Here is a 17813-nt window from a genome sequence, read left to right as displayed (position 1 = left end):
TCTTCGCAGCCCGCTTCGACCGCGTTGTCGATTCACGATCCACTCAGGAGAACGCCATGAAAAAGATCATTGCCCTGGCACTCGGTGCCGCCGCCTTCGGCTCGGCCTTCGCCCAGCCGAGCGTCGGCGTCTCGATCGGCATCAACCAGCCAGGCGTCTACGGGCGCATCAACATCGGCGACATTCCGCGCCCGGCGCTGGTGCTGCCGCAACCGGTGATCATTGCGCCACCGCGTGTGCACGTCGAACGCCAGCCGATCTACCTGTACGTGCCACCGGCACACCAGCAGAACTGGCGCCAGTACTGTGGGCGCTACAGCGCTTGCGGGCAGCCGGTGTACTTCGTGCAGGACCGTTGGGTCCGTGAACGGTATGAGCACGAACACCCGGGCTGGGAGCGTGGCCGCCACCGTGGTCACGACAAACATCACGACCGCCGTGACGACCGTGGCAACGGCCGCGGGAAAGATCACCGCAACTGAGCGGCAGCCCAGCGCGTGAGCAACATGGCGGCCAGTCCACCGACCGCCATGCCGACGATGTCGGCCAGCAGGTCGCCCCATTCGGCGCTGCGCGTCGGCGTGAACGATTGAGCGATCTCGATCGCGCCGCCGAAGCACAACAAGCCACCCAGTACCCACGACAGACTGCGCGGCGAGCGCGGCAAAGCGAAGATCGCCACCACCGTGAGCACCGCGAAAGCGCCGGCGTGGTTTAGCTTGTCCCAGCCGGTGTCGAGCGCTTCGGGCGGCGCGGGCGACAGTGCGAGCCACCCCACCGTGATCACCAGCCCGGCCAGAAGCCAGCGCCAGCGCTTCATGGCCATCGGGCCGGAAGTCGCGGCGAGCAAGCGGTGGCGCAGACGAGACAGGGTCGGCATGGCGAGCGCGGTGAGCGTCAGGATGACAAAAGGGTCAGCCGCCGCGAAGCCGCTGACCCTCGTCTGATCTGGTGCCGGCGAGAAGAGTCGAACTCCCGACCTTCGCATTACGAATGCGCTGCTCTACCAACTGAGCTACGCCGGCCTTTGCCGAACTGCAGAAGCAATTCCGCAAAACGAGCATTCTACCCGGTGCGGCGAACGCGTTACAGCTTGAACTTCGGCAACTTCTGCGCGACCGACAGGTTCTTGAGCGTCACGTAGACCGGCAGGCCATTCTTGTACTTCGGGTGGTCTTCACCCTGGATCAGCGGCGTGAGGTAACGCCTGCACTTCTCGGTGATGCCGAACCCGTCTTTCGTGATGAAGTCGCGCGGCATGAATTTCTCGACGTTGGCCACCTGGGCGAGAGGCGCGACGCCAATGCGGTACTTGTAGGGCGCGTCGCTGAGGCGCTCAACCGTGGGCATCACCGCGTTGTGGCCCTTCAGCGCCAGCTCCACGGCCTTCTGGCCCAGCTCGTAGGCCTGCTTCACGTCGGTCTTGGACGCGACGTGCCGCGCGGCGCGCTGCAGGTAGTCGGCCACGGCCCAGTGAAACTTGTGGCCGAGCGCGTTCTTGACCATGTTGGCCACGACCGGTGCGGCACCGCCGAGCTGCGCGTGGCCGAAGGCGTCGCGCGCGCCTTGTTCGGCCAGGAAGGTGCCGTCGGGGTGGTGGCAACCTTCAGAGACCACGACCGTGCAGTAGCCATGCTTCTTGACCAGCGAATCCACCCGCGCCAGAAACTTCTTCTCGTTGAACTCGATCTCGGGGAACAGCACCACCACCGGGATGCCGTGGTCTTCGATCAGCGCACCGGCGGCCGCGATCCAGCCGGCGTGGCGGCCCATCACTTCCATCACGAAGACCTTGGTCGAGGTGCGCGCCATCGAGCGCACGTCGAACGAGGCTTCGAGCGCCGACACGGCCACGTACTTGGCCACCGAGCCGAAGCCGGGGCAGCAGTCGGTGATCGGCAGGTCGTTGTCGATCGTCTTCGGCACGTGGATCGCCTGCAGCGGGTAGCCCATCTGCTCGGAGAGCTGGCTGACCTTGAAGCAGGTGTCGGCAGAATCGCCTCCGCCGTTGTAGAAGAAGTAGCCGATGTCGTGGGCCTTGAAGACAGCGATCAGGCGTTCGTATTCACGCCGGTTGGCTTCGAGCGACTTGAGCTTGAAGCGACACGACCCGAACGCGCCCGACGGCGTGTAGCGCAGCGCGGCAATCGCCGAGGCCGATTCCTTGCCGGTGTCGATCAGGTCTTCTGTCAACGCACCGATGATGCCGTTGCGGCCGGCGTAGACCTTGCCGATGCGGTCCTTGTGCTTGCGCGCGGTTTCGATCACGCCCGCCGCCGAAGCGTTGATCACGGCGGTGACACCGCCCGACTGTGCGTAGAACGCGTTCGTTTTCTTGGCCATGGTCTCTCTCCCTGTCTGATCAGCTTTGCAAGGCGTGCGTGACGATCTCGTTCACGTCGCTCGACAGGCCCGGCTTGGCGGCCACGCGGCCGATCGCTTCGCGCGCCGCCGTGCGGTACGGCTCGGCGAGCTGGCTCCAGCGGTCGCAGTAGCGCGCCATGCGCGAGGCGAGTTGCGGGTTGACCGAATCGAGCTCGATCACGCGGTCGGCCCAGAACACATAACCGGCGGCGTCGGCGCGGTGAAACGCGGCCGGGTTGCCGGCGCACAGCGTGCCGATCAGGCTGCGCGCGCGGTTCGGGTTGCGGATCGAGAAATCGGGGTGCTTGAGCAACTGCCTGGCGCGTGCGAACACGCGGCCGTCCATCTCGGGCGCGCTCGCCTGCAGCGCGAACCAGGCGTCGATGACGAGCGCTTCGCTGCGGAACATCGCGTGGAACTTCTCGAGCGCGGCTTCGGCCAGCGAAGAGTGCGAGTTCACCAGCGCGCCCAGCGCGCCGATGCGGTCGGTCATGTTGCCGGCGTCCTTGAAGCGCTGCAGCGCACGGCCGGGCCACACGGCGTCGCCCGCCGTGGCCGAGCCCAGGCACAGCATCATGAGCGCGCGGTTGGCCAGCGCGCGCCGCCCGGCCGAGACCGGGTCGGGCGAAAAGGCGCCGCTCACCTGGTGCGCGTCGAACGCCCATTCCCAGTCGGCCCGCAGCGCGCTGGCCAGTTGGGTGAGCATCGCGTGGCGCACGGTGTGGATGCGCTGCGGGTCGACGACCGAGAGTTGCTCTGCCACGTACGACTCGCTCGGCAGGGCCAGCACTTCGTTCTTGAAGGCGGCGTCGAGGCCGGGGTGGCGCAACACCGAGCGCATCGCCTCGATGAAGGCGTCGTCGAGCACCACCGAGGCGCCTGCGTCTTCGCTGCGAACGCCCGCGAGAATCCGGTTCAGCGCCAGCCGTTGCCCGGCCTCGCAGCGATTGAACGGGTCGCTGTCGTGTTGCAACAGCACCAGCAGGTCGGCGTCGGAAAGGCCGTCGACCAGCGTCACCGGGGCCGAAAAGCCGCGCAGCAGCGAAGGCACCGGCTCCACGTCGAGGTTCACGAAGGTGAAGAAGCAGCGCTTGTCTTCGACCAGCAGCACACGCTCGGTGGCGCCGGTGGGCGCTTCGTCTTCGAGCTGCACCGGCAGCGCGCGGCCGTCACGCCCGACCAGGCCAAGCGCGAGCGGAATCACGTTCGGCTCGTTCGTCGTCACCCCGCCGGCCGTGTTCGACTGTTCGACACCCAAGGTGTAGGTGCGCGACGGTGCGTCGTAGCGGCCGCGTGCCGTGAGGCGCGGCGTGCCGGCCTGCGAATACCAGAGCTTGAACTGCGGCAGCGTGCGCGCGAGCTCGCTCGCCGGGTTGGCGTCGGCGATGGCCTGGGCGAAGTCGTCGCAGGTCACGGCCTGGCCGTCGAAGCGTTCGAAGTAGAGCGTCATGCCGCGTGCAAAACCTTCGCGGCCCACCAGCGTGTGCATCATGCGCACGACCTCGGCACCCTTTTCGTACACGGTGGCGGTGTAGAAGTTGTTGATCTCGACATAACTGTCGGGCCGCACGGGGTGTGCCATCGGGCCGGCGTCTTCGGGGAACTGCGCTTCGCGCAGGCGCCGCACGTCTTCGATGCGCTTGACGGCGCGGCTGCTTTCGCTGCCGGCCATGTCCATGCTGAATTCCTGGTCGCGGAAGACGGTGAGGCCTTCTTTCAGGCTCAGCTGGAACCAGTCGCGGCAGGTGATGCGGTTGCCGGTCCAGTTGTGAAAGTACTCGTGGCCGACGACCGACTCGATGCCGGCGTAATCGTTGTCTGTTGCTGTCGCGGGCGAGGCCAACACGTACTTCGTGTTGAAGATGTTCAGGCCCTTGTTCTCCATCGCGCCCATGTTGAAGTCTTCAACGGCGACGATCATGAAACGTTCCAGATCGAGCGGCAGCTTGAAGCGCGCTTCGTCCCACACCACCGACGCGATCAGCGAGTTCATCGCGTGTTCGGTCTTGTCGAGGTCGCCGCGGCGCACGTAGACCTGCAGCAGGTGCTCCTTGCCGGCGCGGGTGCGGATGTTCTGCTGGCGCGCCACCAGGTCGGCGGCGACCAGCGCGAACAGGTAGCTCGGTTTCGGGAACGGGTCGTGCCACTTCGCAAAGTGGCGGCCGCCTTCGAGATCGCCTTGTTCGACGAGGTTGCCGTTGCTCAGCAGCACTGGGTAGGCCGCCTTGCTCGCACGCAGCGTGACCGTGTACACCGCCATCACGTCGGGCCGGTCGAGAAAGTAGGTGATGCGGCGAAAGCCTTCGGCTTCGCACTGCGTGAAGAAGCCGCCACCCGAGGTGTACAGGCCCGAGAGCTGCGTGTTCTTCTCGGGCGCGCAGGTGTTGCGGATCTCGAGCGTGAACTCGCCTTCGGGCAGGTTGTCGATCACCAGCAGGCCGTCTTCGTGGCGGAACGAGACCGACGCGCCGTTGGCCAGCACGCGCGTGAGGTTCAGCTCTTCGCCGTGCAAACGCAGCGGCTGGGCTTCCACGTCGGCATTGCGCACGACCTGCATGCGGCTGATGACCATGGTCTTGGCCGGGTCGAGATCGAAGCTCAGGTCGACTGATTTGATCCAGTAGGCCGGCGCGGTGTAGTCGGCGCGGCGGATCAGCGGGGCGGTGCCTTCACGCATCATGGTGGGTGCTTTCGGGTGTTGTCAGGCGGGCAGGGCGAGCGTGGTGAAATCGGCGGCGATGGCGAGCAGGTTGTCGAACTCGCCGAAGGCGGCCGCCGGCAGCGTGGTGGTCAAGGCCACCGACTTCATGCCGGCGCGGCGCGCGCCTTCCACGCCGAGCGGTGCATCTTCATACACCACGCAGTGTTCGGGAGCGACGCCGAGCCGCCGCGCCGCTTCGAGAAAGATGTCGGGATGGGGCTTGCCCCTGAGCCCGTCGGCCGGGCTGACGACCGTCTCAACCCAGCTGTCGATGCCGAACAGCCGGAATGCGAGCGCCATGTTCTGCGGCGTGGAAGCGGTGCACACCGCCAGCCGCAGGCCGGCCGCCCTGGCCCGCTGCACGAAGTCTTCCGCACCGGAGATCAAGGCCAGCGAAGGCGCCGCGAACTCGCGGTACAGCGTTTCCTTTTCGTCGACGAGCACCGCGATCTCGGCCGCGCTCGTGCCCGGCAGCATGTCGGCAAAGATCTCGTCGTTCGATCGCCCGGCGGTGGCCACGAAAAAAGCGTCGGCATCGATCTTCTGGCCCCGCCGCGCATGCCACTCGACCCAGGCCGTCTGGTGGTGCGGCATGCTGTCGATGAGCGTGCCGTCGAGATCGAAGAGAAGAGCTTCGACCGCCATCAGATGCCCTGCTTCAGGCTGGCCTCGATGAAGACATCGAGGTCACCGTCGAGCACCTTCTGCGTGTTGCTCATTTCCACGTTGGTGCGCAGGTCCTTGATGCGGCTCTGGTCGAGCACGTAAGAACGGATCTGGTGGCCCCAGCCCACGTCGGTCTTGGTTTCTTCGAGCTTCTGCTGCTCTTCCATGCGCTTGCGCATCTCGTGGTCGTAGAGCCGCGAGCGCAGGCGCTTCCAGGCCACGTCGCGGTTGCTGTGCTGGCTGCGGCCGTCCTGGCACTGCACGACGATGCCGGTCGGGATGTGCGTGAGCCGCACCGCCGAGTCGGTCTTGTTGATGTGCTGGCCGCCAGCGCCGCTGGCGCGGAAGGTGTCGGTGCGCACGTCCGACGGGTTGATCTCGATCTCGACCGTGTCGTCGATCTCGGGGTAGACGAACAGGCTCGCGAAGCTGGTGTGGCGCCCGCCGGCCGAGTCGAACGGGCTCTTGCGCACCAACCGGTGCACACCGGTCTCGGTGCGCAGCAGCCCGAACGCGTAGTCGCCCTCGACCTTGATGGTGGCGCTCTTGATGCCGGCGATGTCGCCCTGCGTCTCGTCTTCCATCGTCGTCTTGAAGCCCTTGCGCTCGGCGTACTTCAGGTACTGGCGCAGCAGCATGCTCGCCCAGTCGCAGGCTTCGGTGCCACCGGCGCCGGCCTGGATGTCGATGAAGCAGTTGAGCGGGTCTTCCGGCTTGTTGAACATGCGGCGGAATTCGAGCTGCTCGACGGTTTCGTTCAGCTTGTCGGCTTCGGCCTCGATCGCAGCCAGGCTCGCGAAGTCACCTTCGGCCTTGGCCATGTCGTAGAGCTCGGTGTTGTCGGACAGGTTGCTCGTCAGGTGGTCGACGGTCTCGACCACGTTCTCGAGCGTGCGCTTCTCGCGCCCCAGTTCCTGTGCGCGCTTCGGTTCGTCCCAGACCTTGGGGTTCTCGAGTGCGGCGTTGACTTCGTTCAGTCGCAGTGCTTTGCGATCGTAGTCAAAGATACCCCCGGAGTTCCAGGGTGCGCCGGGTCAGGTCGGCGAGCGAGTTGCCGATGGCATTGATGTGTTCGACGTCCATGGGGTGCTTTCAGTGGGTCTGGCGGTGTGCGAAGGGCGCGATTTTGACATGCGGGCGCAAGGCGCCGCCCGCCCGCCTTCGCAGCGTGCCGGTCTTGTGGCCCAATGAGGCCGGAGTCGCCGCCGGCGATGCCGTGCCTGCGCAAGCACCCGAGATGTCATTGCCCGAGAACCACCGCCAACACTGGGAGAAGAATCTCCGGATCACCGGGGCGCTTCTGGTCGCCTGGTTCGCCGTGAGCTTTGCGCTGGCCTATTTCGCCAGAGACCTCGACTTCTTGTTCTTCGGCTGGCCGTTCAGTTTCTGGGTGGGCGCCCAGGGTGCGCCGGTGGTCTACGTGCTGATCATCGGCTACTACGCCTATTGCATGAACAAGCTCGACAACGCGTGCGGCCTGGCCGAAGGCGACGAGGGCTGAGCCGGCGGTTCAGGCCAGAAAAACTTCGAGCAGGCGCGCCAGCGCTTCGGGCTGATCGTGGTGCAGCATGTGGCCGGCCGGGCCGATCACGTGCCTTTCAGCGTTGGCGACCACGCTCAGGCGCTCGTGGAATTCTTCTTTCGTGAAACGTGTGCCCCACCACTTGGCCACGTCGGTCTGGTCGCCTTCAACCCACATCACGGGTGCGGTGATCAGCTTCCAGCATTCGAGCACCTCGTCGCGCTGGTACAGGTGCGGGTTGATGCGCTTGTGCGCCGGGTCGCCGAGGATTTCCCAGCGGCCGGGCTGCCCGCCGCTGCCCTCGCGCTGGCGCGACCAGTGCGGTGCGAGCCAGGCCGCGCGCTGGGGTGAAAGCAGCGGGTTGGTCTTGCGCAAGCGCTCGGCCACTTCGTCGACGCTGGCGTAGTCGCGCATCAGCGCGGGTTGCTTCAGCTCGTCGAGCCATTGCTGCAGCCGCTTCGGCGCCTGCGTGGGCTTGGTGCGTGGCATGCCGAAACCTTCGAGGTTGATCAGCCGGCGGATCCGTTCGGGCCGCACGCCGGCGTAGAGCATCACCACGTTGCCGCCCATGCTGTGGCCGAGCAGGTCGATCCTGCGGTCGGCCGGCGCGTCGGCGAAGAAGAGCTGGTCGAGCGCCGCATCGAGGTCGCCCAGGTAGTCGGGCATCCAGTAGGTGTCGGCGGCCGGGCTGTCGGTCAGGCCGAAGCCACGCCAGTCGAGCGCGACCACGTGGCGGTCGACGGCCAGCGCATCGACGACGAACTGGAACGACGCGGCCACGTCCATCCAGCCATGCAGCATCACGAGTGGCGGGCGCTCGGCGCTGGCCAGAGTGGCGTCGCCCCATTCGAGCACGTGGTAACGCAGGCCACGCACGCTGATGAAGCGGCTGCGGCCGGGGCGGCGAACGGGGTAGGCGTCGAGACTCATGCGGCGCACTGTACGCGGCGTGGCCGCCCGGGTCTGTCGATGCGGCGACACCACAGCCCGGTGCGAGAATGAAGCCATGAACCCCGCTCCCCCGACCTTCACGCTGCGTGCCGCCGTTGTCGGCGACGTGAGCGCCATCGTGCAACTGATCCGCGACCTGGCGGAGTTCGAGCAACTCACGCACCTGGTGCAGGTCACGCCCGAGAAGCTGCGCCCGCAACTGTTCGGCGAAAAGCCTGCGGCCGAGGCCATGGTGGCCGAGCGTGACGGCGAGGTCGTGGCGTTCGCGCTGTACTTCACCAACTTCTCGACCTTCCTGGCCCAGCCCGGCCTTTACCTCGAAGACCTGTACGTGAAACCCGAACACCGCGGCCACGGCATCGGCAAGGCCCTGCTCAAGCGCATGGCGGCGCTGGCGGTCGAGCGCGATTGCGGCCGCTTCGAGTGGAGCGTGCTCGACTGGAACACGAACGCGATCACCGTCTACGAGAAGATGGGCGCGACGGTGATGCCAGAGTGGCGCATCTGCCGCACCACCGGCGACGCGTTGCGGGCCATGGCGAAAGCGGAGTGAGGCCGTGAGCGCCATGCCCGACGACCACGCCGCGCTGCACGCGGGTTTTCGCTGGCAGGTGCCCGAGCAGTTCAACATCGCCGAAGTCTGCTGCGCGCGCTGGGCCCGAGACACGCCGCGCGCCATCGCGATCCGCTACGAACACGAGAACGGCAGCACCTCGAAGCACAGCTACGCCGACCTGCACCACCACGCCAACCGCCTGGCGAATGCGCTGCGGCGGCTCGGCGTGGCGCGTGGCGACCGCGTGGCCATCGTGATGCCGCAGCGGTTCGAGACCGCGGTGGCGCACATCGCGCTGTACCGGCTCGGCGCGGTGGGCATGCCACTCTCGATGCTGTTCGGGCCCGAGGCGCTCGAATACCGTCTGAACGACAGCGGCACGCGGCTCGCCATCGTCGACGAAAGTGGCATGGCCAACCTGCTGGCCGCGCGGCCGCTGTGTGCGGGCTTGAAGACGATCGTCGCAGTGGGCGCGGCGCAGGGGCAGGGGGACATCGACTGGCGTGCCGCGCTCGAAGGCGAAGCCAGCAGCTTCACGCCGGTCGACACGCGAGCCGACGATGCCGCCGTGCTGATCTACACCAGCGGCACCACCGGCCCGCCGAAAGGCGCGCTCATTCCGCACCGCGCGCTCATCGGCAACCTGAGCGGCTTCGTCGCGAGCCAGAACTGGTTTCCGCACGTCGATGCGCAGGGCCCGCACGTCAGCCATGACGCGCCGGTGTTCTGGTCGCCCGCCGACTGGGCCTGGACGGGCGGGCTGATGGACGCGCTGCTGCCCACGCTCTACTTCGGTTGCGAGATCGTCGCCTACCAAGGCCGTTTTTTCGCCGAGACCGCGTTCGAGTTGATGCAGCGCTACCGCGTGACGCACACCTTCCTGTTCCCGACTGCGCTGAAGGCAATGATGAAGACCGTGCCGCTGCCGCGCACACGCTACGACCTGCGCCTGCGCGCGGTCATGAGCGCCGGCGAGGCGGTGGGCGACGCGGTGTTCGCGTACTGCCGCGACAAGCTCGGTGTGGTCGTCAACGAGATGTTCGGCCAGACCGAGATGAACTACATCGTCGGCAACAGTTCGCAGCGCTGGCCGGCCCGCCCGGGCAGCATGGGCCGCCCCTACCCGGGCCACCGTGTCGCGGTGATCGACGACGCAGGCCACGAATGCGCACGCGGCACGCCCGGCGACGTGGCCTTGCGCCGTCTCGACGTGCACGGCCACCCCGACCCGGTGTTCTTTCTCGGCTACTGGAAGAACGACGCGGCCACCGCGGCCAAGTTCACGGGCGACCCGGGCAACAGCTGGTGCCGCACCGGCGACATGGCGGTGATGGATGCCGAGGGCTACCTCTGGTACCACGGCCGCAGCGACGACGTCTTCAAGGCCGCCGGCTACCGCATCGGCCCGAGCGAGATCGAGAACTGCCTCGTGAAGCACCCGGCGGTCGCGAACGCCGCCGTGGTGCCCAAGCCCGACGCCGAACGCGGCGCCGTCGTGAAGGCGTTCGTGGTGCTGGCGGCCGGTTTCACCGGCGACGCGGCGCTGGTCGCTTCGCTGCAAGCCCACGTGCGCGGCAAGCTCGCGCCTTACGAATACCCGAAAGACATCGAGTTCATCGACGCCTTGCCGATGACGACCACCGGCAAGGTGCAGCGCCGCGTGCTGCGGCTGCAGGAAGAAGCGCGCGCCAGAAAGGGCGGTTGACGGGCAGAGTGCTTCAGGCCGGGTGAAGGGCCGCGAGGCGCTGCACGGTCTTGATGCTGCGGAAGGTGGCGCGCAGCCCCAGCGCCCGCTCGAACGCGGCGTTCGAGAATTTCGATTCGCTCTGCTTGTTGCGGCTCATCCAGTACAGCTCGCGCCCTTGCGGATGAAAGGCGTCGAGTTCGTTGTTGAAGCCTTTCACGATCTTCTGCTGGGCGGCGTCGAATGGCCGCGCCACGAAGCCGACCACGAACGAGGCCGCGTTGTCGAGCTCTCGCGCGTCGAAGGGCCGACACACGGCGATCTCTGCCACTTCGGCCACGCTGCGCACGAAGCTGTGCACCTCGAAACCGAACGCGCCGTAAAGCTGCTTCTCGATCTTCTGTTCCAGCGCCGCCATGTCGCGCGCCCGGGTCTCGAAGACCACGTTGCCACTGGCGATGAAGGTGCTCACGCTGGTGAGCCCCAGCGCCTCGAACTGCGCCTTGAGCGCGTCCATCTTGACGATGCGACCGCCGACGTTGACGGCGCGCAGAAAGGCGATGCAGCGAGACATGGGTGACGAGAGTCGCAGAGCCGGGCTACTGAACGTCGCTCGGCGCGCGGCTGAGTTCGTTGTTCGCTTCGACCAGCGTCTTCAGCATCGCCATGAAGCGCACCCGGTCGGCCGCGGGCAAGGGCGCGAGCATGCGCTGCTGGGCGCGCAACATGCCGGGCACCAGCTCGTCGAGCAGCGCTTCGGCCGCCGGCGTGAGCGTGAGCAGGCGCACGCGCTTGTCGTCGGGCGAGGTGCTGCGCTGGATCAGCTCGCGGCGTTCGAGCCGGTCGATCACGCCGGCGATGGTCGAGGTGTCGAAGCCGATGGTCGCGGCCAGCGTGCGCTGGTCGAGCCCCGGCTGGCGCCGCACCGTCTGCAGCGCTGCGAACTGCACCGGCGTGACGCCGAAAGCTTCGGTCTCTTCGAGGAACACCGCCACCGCGATCTGCTGCAGCCGGCGGATGTAGTGGCCGGGCAGGGTGTCGATGTCGATCTGAGCGGCGCTGCTTTTCTTCATGTGGCTCGGTGACTGCGGGTAAACCCTTTTGCGTTCAGGAATGTTATCACTATACTAATCGTCAGTATGCTGTTAATCAGCACGCAATTCATCAAGCGAGGTCGGCATGAACTCCAGCAACACGTCACCGCCGTTATTGGTCGCCGGTGGCGGCATCGGCGGCCTGGCGGCGGCTTTGGCGCTGGCGCGCCAGGGTTTCAGCGTCAAGGTGCTCGAACAGTCGCCGCAGATCGGCGAAATAGGCGCCGGCATCCAGCTCGGGCCGAACGCGTTCGCGGCTTTCGACGCGCTGGGCGTGGGTGAGCGTGCCCGCGCCGCGGCCGTGTACACCGAGCGCATGGTGATGATGGACGCGGTCGACGAGACCGAGGTCGGCGCCATTCCGGTCGGCGACGCGTTCCGCCAGCGCTTCGGCAACCCGTACGCAGTGATCCACCGCGCCGACGTGCACGGCGCGCTGTTCGACGCGGTGAAACAGACCGAGCGCATCGAGTTCTGCACTTCGACAAAGGTCGAGCACATCGAGCAGCACGCCAGCGGCGTGACGGTGTTCGACGTGAGTGGCCAGGCCCACCGCGGCGCCGCATTGATCGGCGCCGACGGTGTGAAGTCGGCGGTGCGCCAGCAGCTCGTGGGCGACCCGGTGCGCGTGTCGGGCCACGTGGTCTACCGTGCGGTCGTCGATGCCGCCGACTTTCCCGCCGACCTGCGCTGGAACGCACCCGCCGTCTGGGTCGGCCCGAACTGCCACCTGGTGCACTACCCGTTGCGCGGCGGCGAGCAGTACAACCTGGTCGTCACCTTCCACAGCCGCGATGCAGAGACCTGGAGCGTCAGCGAAGGCAGCGCCGAAGAAGTGCAGTCGTACTTCGCTGGCATCGGCGAGCGGCCGCGCCAGTTGCTTTCGCTGCCGAAGAGCTGGAAGCGCTGGGCCACGGCCGACCGCGAACCGATCGCGCAGTGGAGCTTCGGCCGCGCCACGCTGCTCGGTGACGCCGCACACCCGATGTTGCAATACCTCGCGCAAGGCGCCTGCATGGCGCTCGAAGACGCGGTGACGCTGGGCGAAGCGTTGCGCGCGAACGCCACCGCGCACAACGGCGACTTCAGCACCGCGTTTGCCCACTACGAACGCTCGCGCGTCGCCCGGACCGCGCGTGTGGTGCTGTCGGCGCGCGAAATGGGCCGCATCTACCACGCCAAGGGCGTGGAGCGCCTCGTTCGCAACGACCTCTGGCGCGGCCGTGCGCCCGAGCGTTTTTACGACGCACTCGAATGGCTCTACGGTTGGCGTGCCGAACATTGCCTCGCTGCCTGATCTGCTCAAGAATTTCTGCTGGAGACCCTGCTCATGAACTTCGCTCTCGACCCCGAACCCCGCGTCACCGTGCCGGTGGCCGGCACCGACACCGTCTTTCCGGTGCGCCGCATCTACTGCGTCGGCCGCAACTACGCGGCGCACGCCCGCGAAATGGGTTTCGACCCCGACCGCGAGCCGCCGTTCTTCTTCTGCAAGCCCGACAACGCCACCGTCGTCGCATTGCCCGGCCAGACCGTCGACGTGCACTACCCGAGCCAGAGCAGCGACTACCAGCACGAGATCGAGCTCGTTGTGGCCATCGGCAAGGCCGGGCGCGACATTTCGGCCGAGCGCGCCAACGAACACGTGTTCGGTTATGCCGTGGGCCTCGACATGACCCGCCGCGACCTGCAACTCAAGCTGCGCGACAAGGGCCGGCCGTGGGAACTGGGCAAGGCTTTCGATGAATCTGCGCCGATCGCACCGATCCACGCGGCCTCGAAGGTCGGCCACCCGACGCAGGGCGCGGTCTGGGTCAAGGTCGACGGCGCCGACCGCCAGCGCAGCGACATCGCCAAACTCATCTGGTCGGTGCCCGAAGTCATCGCCAACCTGTCGACCTACTTCGAGCTCAAGCCGGGCGACCTGATCTACAGCGGCACGCCCGAAGGCGTGGGCAAGGTCGAACGCGGGCAGACGATGCACGGCGGCATCGACGGCCTGGGCGAGCTGAAAGTGCGGGTGGTCTGAGATGGACCGCGCGCCCAACAACCAAGCCGAGCGCGAGGCCTTCTACGGCCGCGCCGACACGCAGAACATGGCGCCGCTGTGGACGCGCCTGAAGTCGCTGGTGCCGGCCGAACCCACGCCCGTCGGCGTGGCCCACCACTGGCGCTACGAAGACGTGCGCCCCTACGTGCTCGAATCGGCCCGGCACATCAGCGCTGCCGAGGCCGAGCGCCGCGTGATGATTCTCGAGAACCCCGGCCTGCGCGGCAGCTCGCAGATCACGAGCTCGTTGTACGCCGGGCTGCAGCTCATCATGCCGGGCGAGGTGGCGCCCGCGCACCGCCACACGCAGAGCGCGCTGCGTTTCATCATCGAAGGCAGCGGCGCCCACACCACGGTCGACGGCGAGAAGACGCTGATGCAGCCGGGCGATTTCGTCATCACGCCGTCGTGGACCTTCCACCACCACGGCCACGAAGCGAGCGGCCCGATGGTGTGGCTCGACGGGCTCGACATCCCGATCGTCGCGCTCTTCAACAGCACCTTCCGCGAAGACCACCACACGATGGAGGCCGAAGTCACACGACCGGTGGGCGACGCGCTCGCGCGTTACGGCAGCGGCTTGCTGCCGGTCGGTTACCGCTCTCCGTCGCTGAATTCACCGGTGTTCAACTACCCGTATGCCCGCACCCGCGAAGCGCTGCATGCGCTCACCCGCGCCGGTGCGCCCGACGCGCACCTGGGCCACCTGATGCGCTACGTGAACCCGCTCGACGGTGGCTGGGCGATGCCGACGATGGCGACGATGATCCGCGTGCTGCCCAAGGGTTTCGCGACGAAGCCGTATCGTTCCAGCGACAGCATGGTCTTCGTCGCGGTCGAAGGAACCGGCGAGATCCGCGTCGGCGCGCAGCGCTTCGTGCTGGCGCCACACGACGTGGTCGTGGTGCCCGGCTGGCTGGCCTACACCCTGCACGCGAGCGACGACCTCGTGCTGTTCTCGTACTCCGACCGCGTGGCGCAAGAGAAGCTCGGCTTCTTCCGCGAACAACGCCTGGCGAACTGACTTCGATACCAAAAACCACCAGAGACAGACCCATGAAACACAACACGATCTTCGCGGCGCTGCTCGGCGCTTCCGCCTTGTTTCACGCGCCTGCCTTTGCACAGGCCGACTACCCGAACAAGCCGGTCACGCTGATCACCGCGTTCGCGCCCGGCAGCGGCCCCGACGCCACGCTCCGGCTCGTCGCCGAAAAACTCGGCAAGCTCTGGAACCAGCGTGTGCAGGTCGAGAACAAGCCCGGCGGCGGTGGCCTGATCGCGATGGACGCCGTCAAACGCGCCACGCCCGACGGCTACACGCTACTGCAGCTCGACAGCGACCACCTGGCCGCCGTGCCGCACCTCTACAAACAACGCGGCGCCGACGCGGTGAAGAGTTTCGAGCCGGTGGCCTCGATCTTCCGCACGACGTTTCTGGTGGCGGTGCCCACCGACTCCAAGTTCAAGACCCTCGCCGACATCGTCGCCGCCGCGAAGGCCGCGCCCGGCAAGGTGAGCTATGGCTCATGGGGCGTGGGCAGCCCGGGCCACCTGGGCGGCACGCTGCTCGAGATGCAGACCGGCATCGACATGCAGCACATTCCCTACCGCGAGGTGAGCCAGCTCTTCATGTCGGTGGGCGCGGGCGACGTGAGCTGGAGCCTGGGCACGCTGCCTTCGAGCTCGGGAGCCTACAAGGCCGGCAAGCTGCGCTACATCGCGGTGGCCGCGAACAAGCGCTTGCCGCAGGTGCCCGAGGTGCCGACCGCGGCGGAAGCCGGCGGCCCGAAAGACTTCGACGTGAACGCTTTCGTGGTGCTGGTCTCGCCCAAGGGCCTGGCGCCGGCGGTGCGCTCGAAGATCAACGCCGACGTGGCCAAGGTGCTGACCGACGCCGAGGTCAAGGCCCGCTTCGACACCTTCGCGTTCGAGCCGATCGCCTGGTCGCCGGAAGAGATCGGCCGCAACGCCGAAGCCAAGTCGAAGGTCTACGAGCAGCTGGTGAAGAAGGCGAACATCAGCCTGGAGTAGGCGAGCCTCAGATCGCGCGCTGGTCGACCCGTCTGGACAGCATGTCGGCAGATTCCTTGCGCTCGCTGTAGCGGTCTACGAGGTAAGGAGCCACGTCGCGCGTCAGCAGCGTGAACTTCATCAGCTCTTCCATCACGTCGACCACGCGCTCGTAGTAGGCCGAAGGTTTCATGCGCCCGGCCTCGTCGAACTCCTGGTAGGCCTTGGCCACCGACGACTGGTTCGGGATCGTGATCATGCGCATCCAGCGGCCGAGCACACGCAGCTGGTTCACCGCGTTGAACGACTGCGAGCCGCCCGAGACTTCCATCACCGCGAGCGTCTTGCCCTGCGTGGGCCGCACCGCGCCGATGCTGAGCGGTATCCAGTCGATCTGTGCTTTCATGATGCCGGTCATCGCGCCGTGGCGTTCCGGCGAAGTCCAGACCATGCCTTCGGCCCAGGTTGTCGCTTCGCGCAGCTCCTGCACCTTGGGGTGGGTGTCGGGTGCGGCGTCGGGCAAGGGCAGGCCAGCCGGGTCGAAGACCCGGACCTCGCCGCCCATGGCGATGAGCAGGCGTGCGGCTTCGAGCGCCAGCAGCTTGCTATACGAGCGCTCGCGCAGCGAACCGTAGAGCACTAGAAACCGGGGCGGGTGAGTCGATGTGCCGGCGCCAGCCAGGCGCGTGCGGCTCGGCTTGTCGAGCAGCGTGGCATCGAGGTTGGGCAGGCTCAGGTCAAGCAACGACACGACGACCCCTGTTGTCGATGACGGGCTCGCCGTCTTCCTTGCTGAAGGCGCCGAGCTGCGGCGAAGGCAGGATGTCGAGCACGGTCTCGGACGGGCGGCACAGCCGTGTGCCCAGCGGCGTGACGACGATCGGCCGGTTCATCAGGATCGGGTGCGCGACCATCGCGTCGATCAACGCGTCGTCGCTCAAGCCCGGGTCGCCGAGCTCCAGTTCGTCGTAAGGCGTGCCCTTGGTGCGCAGCACCGCCCGCACCGGCACCCCGAGTGCCGCGATGAGTTCGACCAGCTTCGCGCGGCCGGGAGGCGTGACCAGGTAGTCCACGATCACCGGTTCGACACCGCTGTTGCGGATCAGCGCCAGCGTGTTGCGCGAGGTACCGCAAGCGGGGTTGTGATAGATCGTGATCGAAGCGCTGGTCGCTTCAGTGTGCGGGTTTGTCATGTCCGAGCCCGTGGTGGATGGCTGTGCCGATGGCGGCGCCGGCGCATTGCGCCAGCACGAAGCCGAAGACGCTCGCCGGCGCGATGCCGGCGAAGCTGTCGCTGAACATGCGGCCGAAAGCAGCGGCGGGGTTCGCGAACGAAGTGGATGCGGTGAACCAGTACGCCGCGCCGATGTAAGCCGCGACCATCGCCGAGGCCTTGCCGGGCGGCGCGCGAAGAATGACCAGTAGCAGGCCGGCGGTGGCCACGGCTTCGGCGAGCCACTGCCCGGTGCCGCTGCGCAGCTTGCCCGAGAACTGCAGGATCGTCATGTCGAACATCGCGTGGGCCAGCCACGCGCCGAGCATCGCACCGACGAGTTGCGCCGCGATGTACGGAACGAGCGCAGCCTTTGGCAAATCGCCGCGCCACGCCATGACGGCGCTGACCGCCGGGTTGAAGTGCGCGCCGCTGACGGGGCCGAAGACCTCGATCAGAACGTACAGCCCGCCGACCGTGGCCAAGGTGTTCGCGAGCAGCGCCAGGGCCATGTCGCCACCCGACAGGCGCTCGGCCATGATGCCGGAGCCGATCACGATCGTGAGCAGGAGCAACGTACCGAGCGCCTCGGCGAAGAGTTTGCGCGGCAGGGCGCGCGCTCGCTGCGCAGCGAAATCCGTCGCTTCGCCGCCGGCGCCGCCGGTCAGCAACATGCCGACGCGCTGGGCTGCGTCGTCACCAGGCAGTCCTTGCCCTGGCAGCAGTGCGCAGTGAGGTAGGCCAGCACCGCGTTCATGCGTTCGTAGGCGGCGCGGTAGATCAGGTTGCGGCCGTCACGCTGTTGCGAGACGAGGCCGGCGTTCATCAGTTCCTTGAGATGGAACGACAAGGTGGTGGCCGCCAGGCCGAGCTCTTCGCTCAACGCGCCCGGCGTGAGGCCGAGCGGGCCGGCAACCACCAGCGTGCGGAACACGCGCAGCCGGCTTTCCTGCGCCAGCGCGGCGAGAGATCTGACGACGTCTTGTTCTTCCATAATTC

20 protein-coding genes and 1 tRNA gene are annotated in these 17813 nt (G+C 67.0%); 8 read left to right on the top strand and 13 right to left on the bottom strand.

Going from position 1 to position 17813, the window contains the following annotated elements; genetic code table 11:
• The first annotated feature begins 56 nt into the window (after positions 1–56).
• Entirely contained in the window at positions 57–482 is a 426-nt protein-coding gene (locus AC30PD_RS22680; protein WP_489537968.1) for a hypothetical protein, read from the top strand.
• Here AC30PD_RS22680 and AC30PD_RS22675 read toward each other — a convergent pair.
• The 6 genes from AC30PD_RS22675 to prfB all read right to left on the bottom strand — a co-directional run bounded on the left by AC30PD_RS22675 (position 470) and on the right by prfB (position 6814).
• On the bottom strand, positions 470–880 hold the full coding sequence (locus AC30PD_RS22675) for a VanZ family protein (protein ID WP_489537967.1): 411 nt from the start codon (positions 878–880) through the stop codon (positions 470–472). The genes AC30PD_RS22680 and AC30PD_RS22675 overlap by 13 nt on opposite strands.
• A 69-nt stretch (positions 881–949) precedes the next feature.
• Positions 950–1025: transfer RNA gene (locus tag AC30PD_RS22670), tRNA-Thr, on the bottom strand.
• A gap of 61 nt (positions 1026–1086) precedes the next feature.
• On the bottom strand, positions 1087–2343 hold the full coding sequence (locus AC30PD_RS22665) for a 6-phosphofructokinase (RefSeq protein ID WP_489537966.1): 1257 nt from the start codon (positions 2341–2343) through the stop codon (positions 1087–1089).
• 19 nt (positions 2344–2362) lie between these two features.
• Positions 2363–5041 (bottom strand): aminopeptidase N, encoded by a 2679-nt coding sequence (pepN, locus tag AC30PD_RS22660; protein WP_489537999.1) that lies wholly within the window; start codon positions 5039–5041, stop codon positions 2363–2365.
• 24 nt (positions 5042–5065) lie between these two features.
• Positions 5066–5710 (bottom strand): HAD family hydrolase, encoded by a 645-nt coding sequence (locus AC30PD_RS22655; RefSeq protein ID WP_489537965.1) that lies wholly within the window; start codon positions 5708–5710, stop codon positions 5066–5068.
• A protein-coding gene (gene prfB / locus AC30PD_RS22650; RefSeq protein WP_489537964.1) for a peptide chain release factor 2 occupies positions 5710–6814 on the bottom strand; the annotation gives its coding sequence in 2 pieces (ribosomal slippage) (positions 5710–6732 and positions 6734–6814; 1104 coding nt in all). Before prfB ends, AC30PD_RS22655 begins: the two co-directional genes overlap by 1 nt.
• 154 nt (positions 6815–6968) lie before the next feature.
• Here prfB and AC30PD_RS22645 point away from each other — a divergent pair.
• Positions 6969–7232, top strand: coding sequence for a DUF4212 domain-containing protein (locus AC30PD_RS22645; RefSeq protein WP_489537963.1), 264 nt, complete (start codon positions 6969–6971; stop codon positions 7230–7232).
• A 9-nt stretch (positions 7233–7241) separates the two neighbouring features.
• Here AC30PD_RS22645 and AC30PD_RS22640 read toward each other — a convergent pair whose 3' ends face one another.
• Positions 7242–8183: an alpha/beta fold hydrolase gene (locus AC30PD_RS22640; RefSeq protein ID WP_489537962.1), complete on the bottom strand. Its 942-nt coding sequence runs from the start codon at positions 8181–8183 to the stop codon at positions 7242–7244.
• A 76-nt stretch (positions 8184–8259) separates the two neighbouring features.
• Here AC30PD_RS22640 and AC30PD_RS22635 point away from each other — a divergent pair, with 76 nt between their 5' ends.
• Both AC30PD_RS22635 and AC30PD_RS22630 read left to right on the top strand, forming a co-directional pair.
• A complete protein-coding gene (locus AC30PD_RS22635) occupies positions 8260–8757 on the top strand; it encodes a GNAT family N-acetyltransferase (RefSeq protein WP_489537961.1) in 498 nt (165 codons plus the stop codon).
• Positions 8758–8770: 13 nt separating this feature from the next.
• On the top strand, positions 8771–10465 hold the full coding sequence (locus AC30PD_RS22630; RefSeq protein ID WP_489537998.1) for an acetate--CoA ligase: 1695 nt from the start codon (positions 8771–8773) through the stop codon (positions 10463–10465).
• 13 nt (positions 10466–10478) lie between these two features.
• Here AC30PD_RS22630 and AC30PD_RS22625 read toward each other — a convergent pair whose 3' ends face one another.
• Together AC30PD_RS22625 and AC30PD_RS22620 are read right to left on the bottom strand one after the other, a co-directional pair.
• Positions 10479–11018: a DUF1697 domain-containing protein gene (locus tag AC30PD_RS22625; RefSeq protein ID WP_489537960.1), complete on the bottom strand. Its 540-nt coding sequence runs from the start codon at positions 11016–11018 to the stop codon at positions 10479–10481.
• A gap of 25 nt (positions 11019–11043) precedes the next feature.
• Complete coding sequence (locus AC30PD_RS22620; RefSeq protein WP_489537959.1) at positions 11044–11517, bottom strand: MarR family winged helix-turn-helix transcriptional regulator; 474 nt, start codon at positions 11515–11517, stop codon at positions 11044–11046.
• A 106-nt stretch (positions 11518–11623) separates the two neighbouring features.
• Between AC30PD_RS22620 and AC30PD_RS22615 the strand changes: the two genes are divergently transcribed.
• From AC30PD_RS22615 to AC30PD_RS22600, 4 genes are read left to right on the top strand one after another with little or no spacing between them, the layout of a single operon-like run.
• Positions 11624–12835 carry a 3-hydroxybenzoate 6-monooxygenase gene (locus AC30PD_RS22615; protein ID WP_489537958.1) on the top strand — a complete coding sequence of 404 codons (1212 nt, stop codon included), beginning with the start codon at positions 11624–11626 and terminating at the stop codon, positions 12833–12835.
• A gap of 33 nt (positions 12836–12868) precedes the next feature.
• On the top strand, positions 12869–13567 hold the full coding sequence (locus AC30PD_RS22610) for a fumarylacetoacetate hydrolase family protein (protein WP_489537957.1): 699 nt from the start codon (positions 12869–12871) through the stop codon (positions 13565–13567).
• Between the two features lies 1 nt (position 13568).
• A complete protein-coding gene (gene gtdA / locus AC30PD_RS22605; RefSeq protein WP_489537956.1) occupies positions 13569–14612 on the top strand; it encodes a gentisate 1,2-dioxygenase in 1044 nt (347 codons plus the stop codon).
• A 32-nt stretch (positions 14613–14644) separates the two neighbouring features.
• On the top strand, positions 14645–15622 hold the full coding sequence (locus AC30PD_RS22600; RefSeq protein ID WP_489537955.1) for a Bug family tripartite tricarboxylate transporter substrate binding protein: 978 nt from the start codon (positions 14645–14647) through the stop codon (positions 15620–15622).
• A gap of 7 nt (positions 15623–15629) precedes the next feature.
• On the opposite strand, the gene arsH is transcribed toward AC30PD_RS22600, so the two are convergent.
• The 4 genes from arsH to AC30PD_RS22580 are packed head-to-tail and all read right to left on the bottom strand — an operon-like array spanning position 15630 to position 17808.
• Positions 15630–16352: an arsenical resistance protein ArsH gene (gene arsH, locus AC30PD_RS22595; RefSeq protein WP_489537954.1), complete on the bottom strand. Its 723-nt coding sequence runs from the start codon at positions 16350–16352 to the stop codon at positions 15630–15632.
• Complete coding sequence (gene arsC, locus AC30PD_RS22590; protein WP_489537953.1) at positions 16339–16794, bottom strand: arsenate reductase (glutaredoxin); 456 nt, start codon at positions 16792–16794, stop codon at positions 16339–16341. Before arsC ends, arsH begins: the two co-directional genes overlap by 14 nt.
• The gene (locus AC30PD_RS22585) at positions 16775–17488 is read right to left on the bottom strand and encodes an aquaporin (protein WP_489537952.1); all 714 of its coding nucleotides are present in this window, start codon (positions 17486–17488) and stop codon (positions 16775–16777) included. Before AC30PD_RS22585 ends, arsC begins: the two co-directional genes overlap by 20 nt.
• Complete coding sequence (locus AC30PD_RS22580; RefSeq protein WP_489537951.1) at positions 17479–17808, bottom strand: ArsR/SmtB family transcription factor; 330 nt, start codon at positions 17806–17808, stop codon at positions 17479–17481. The genes AC30PD_RS22585 and AC30PD_RS22580 overlap by 10 nt, the downstream gene beginning before the upstream one ends.
• Positions 17809–17813: the final 5 nt, after the last annotated feature.

The sequence above is a fragment of the Rhizobacter sp. genome (genome assembly GCF_032229685.1).
Taxonomy (GTDB): Bacteria; Pseudomonadota; Gammaproteobacteria; order Burkholderiales; family Burkholderiaceae_C; genus LMDS01.
The sequence above is the reverse complement of the archived record's forward strand: the minus strand, read 5'-3'. Positions and strand labels throughout refer to the sequence as shown.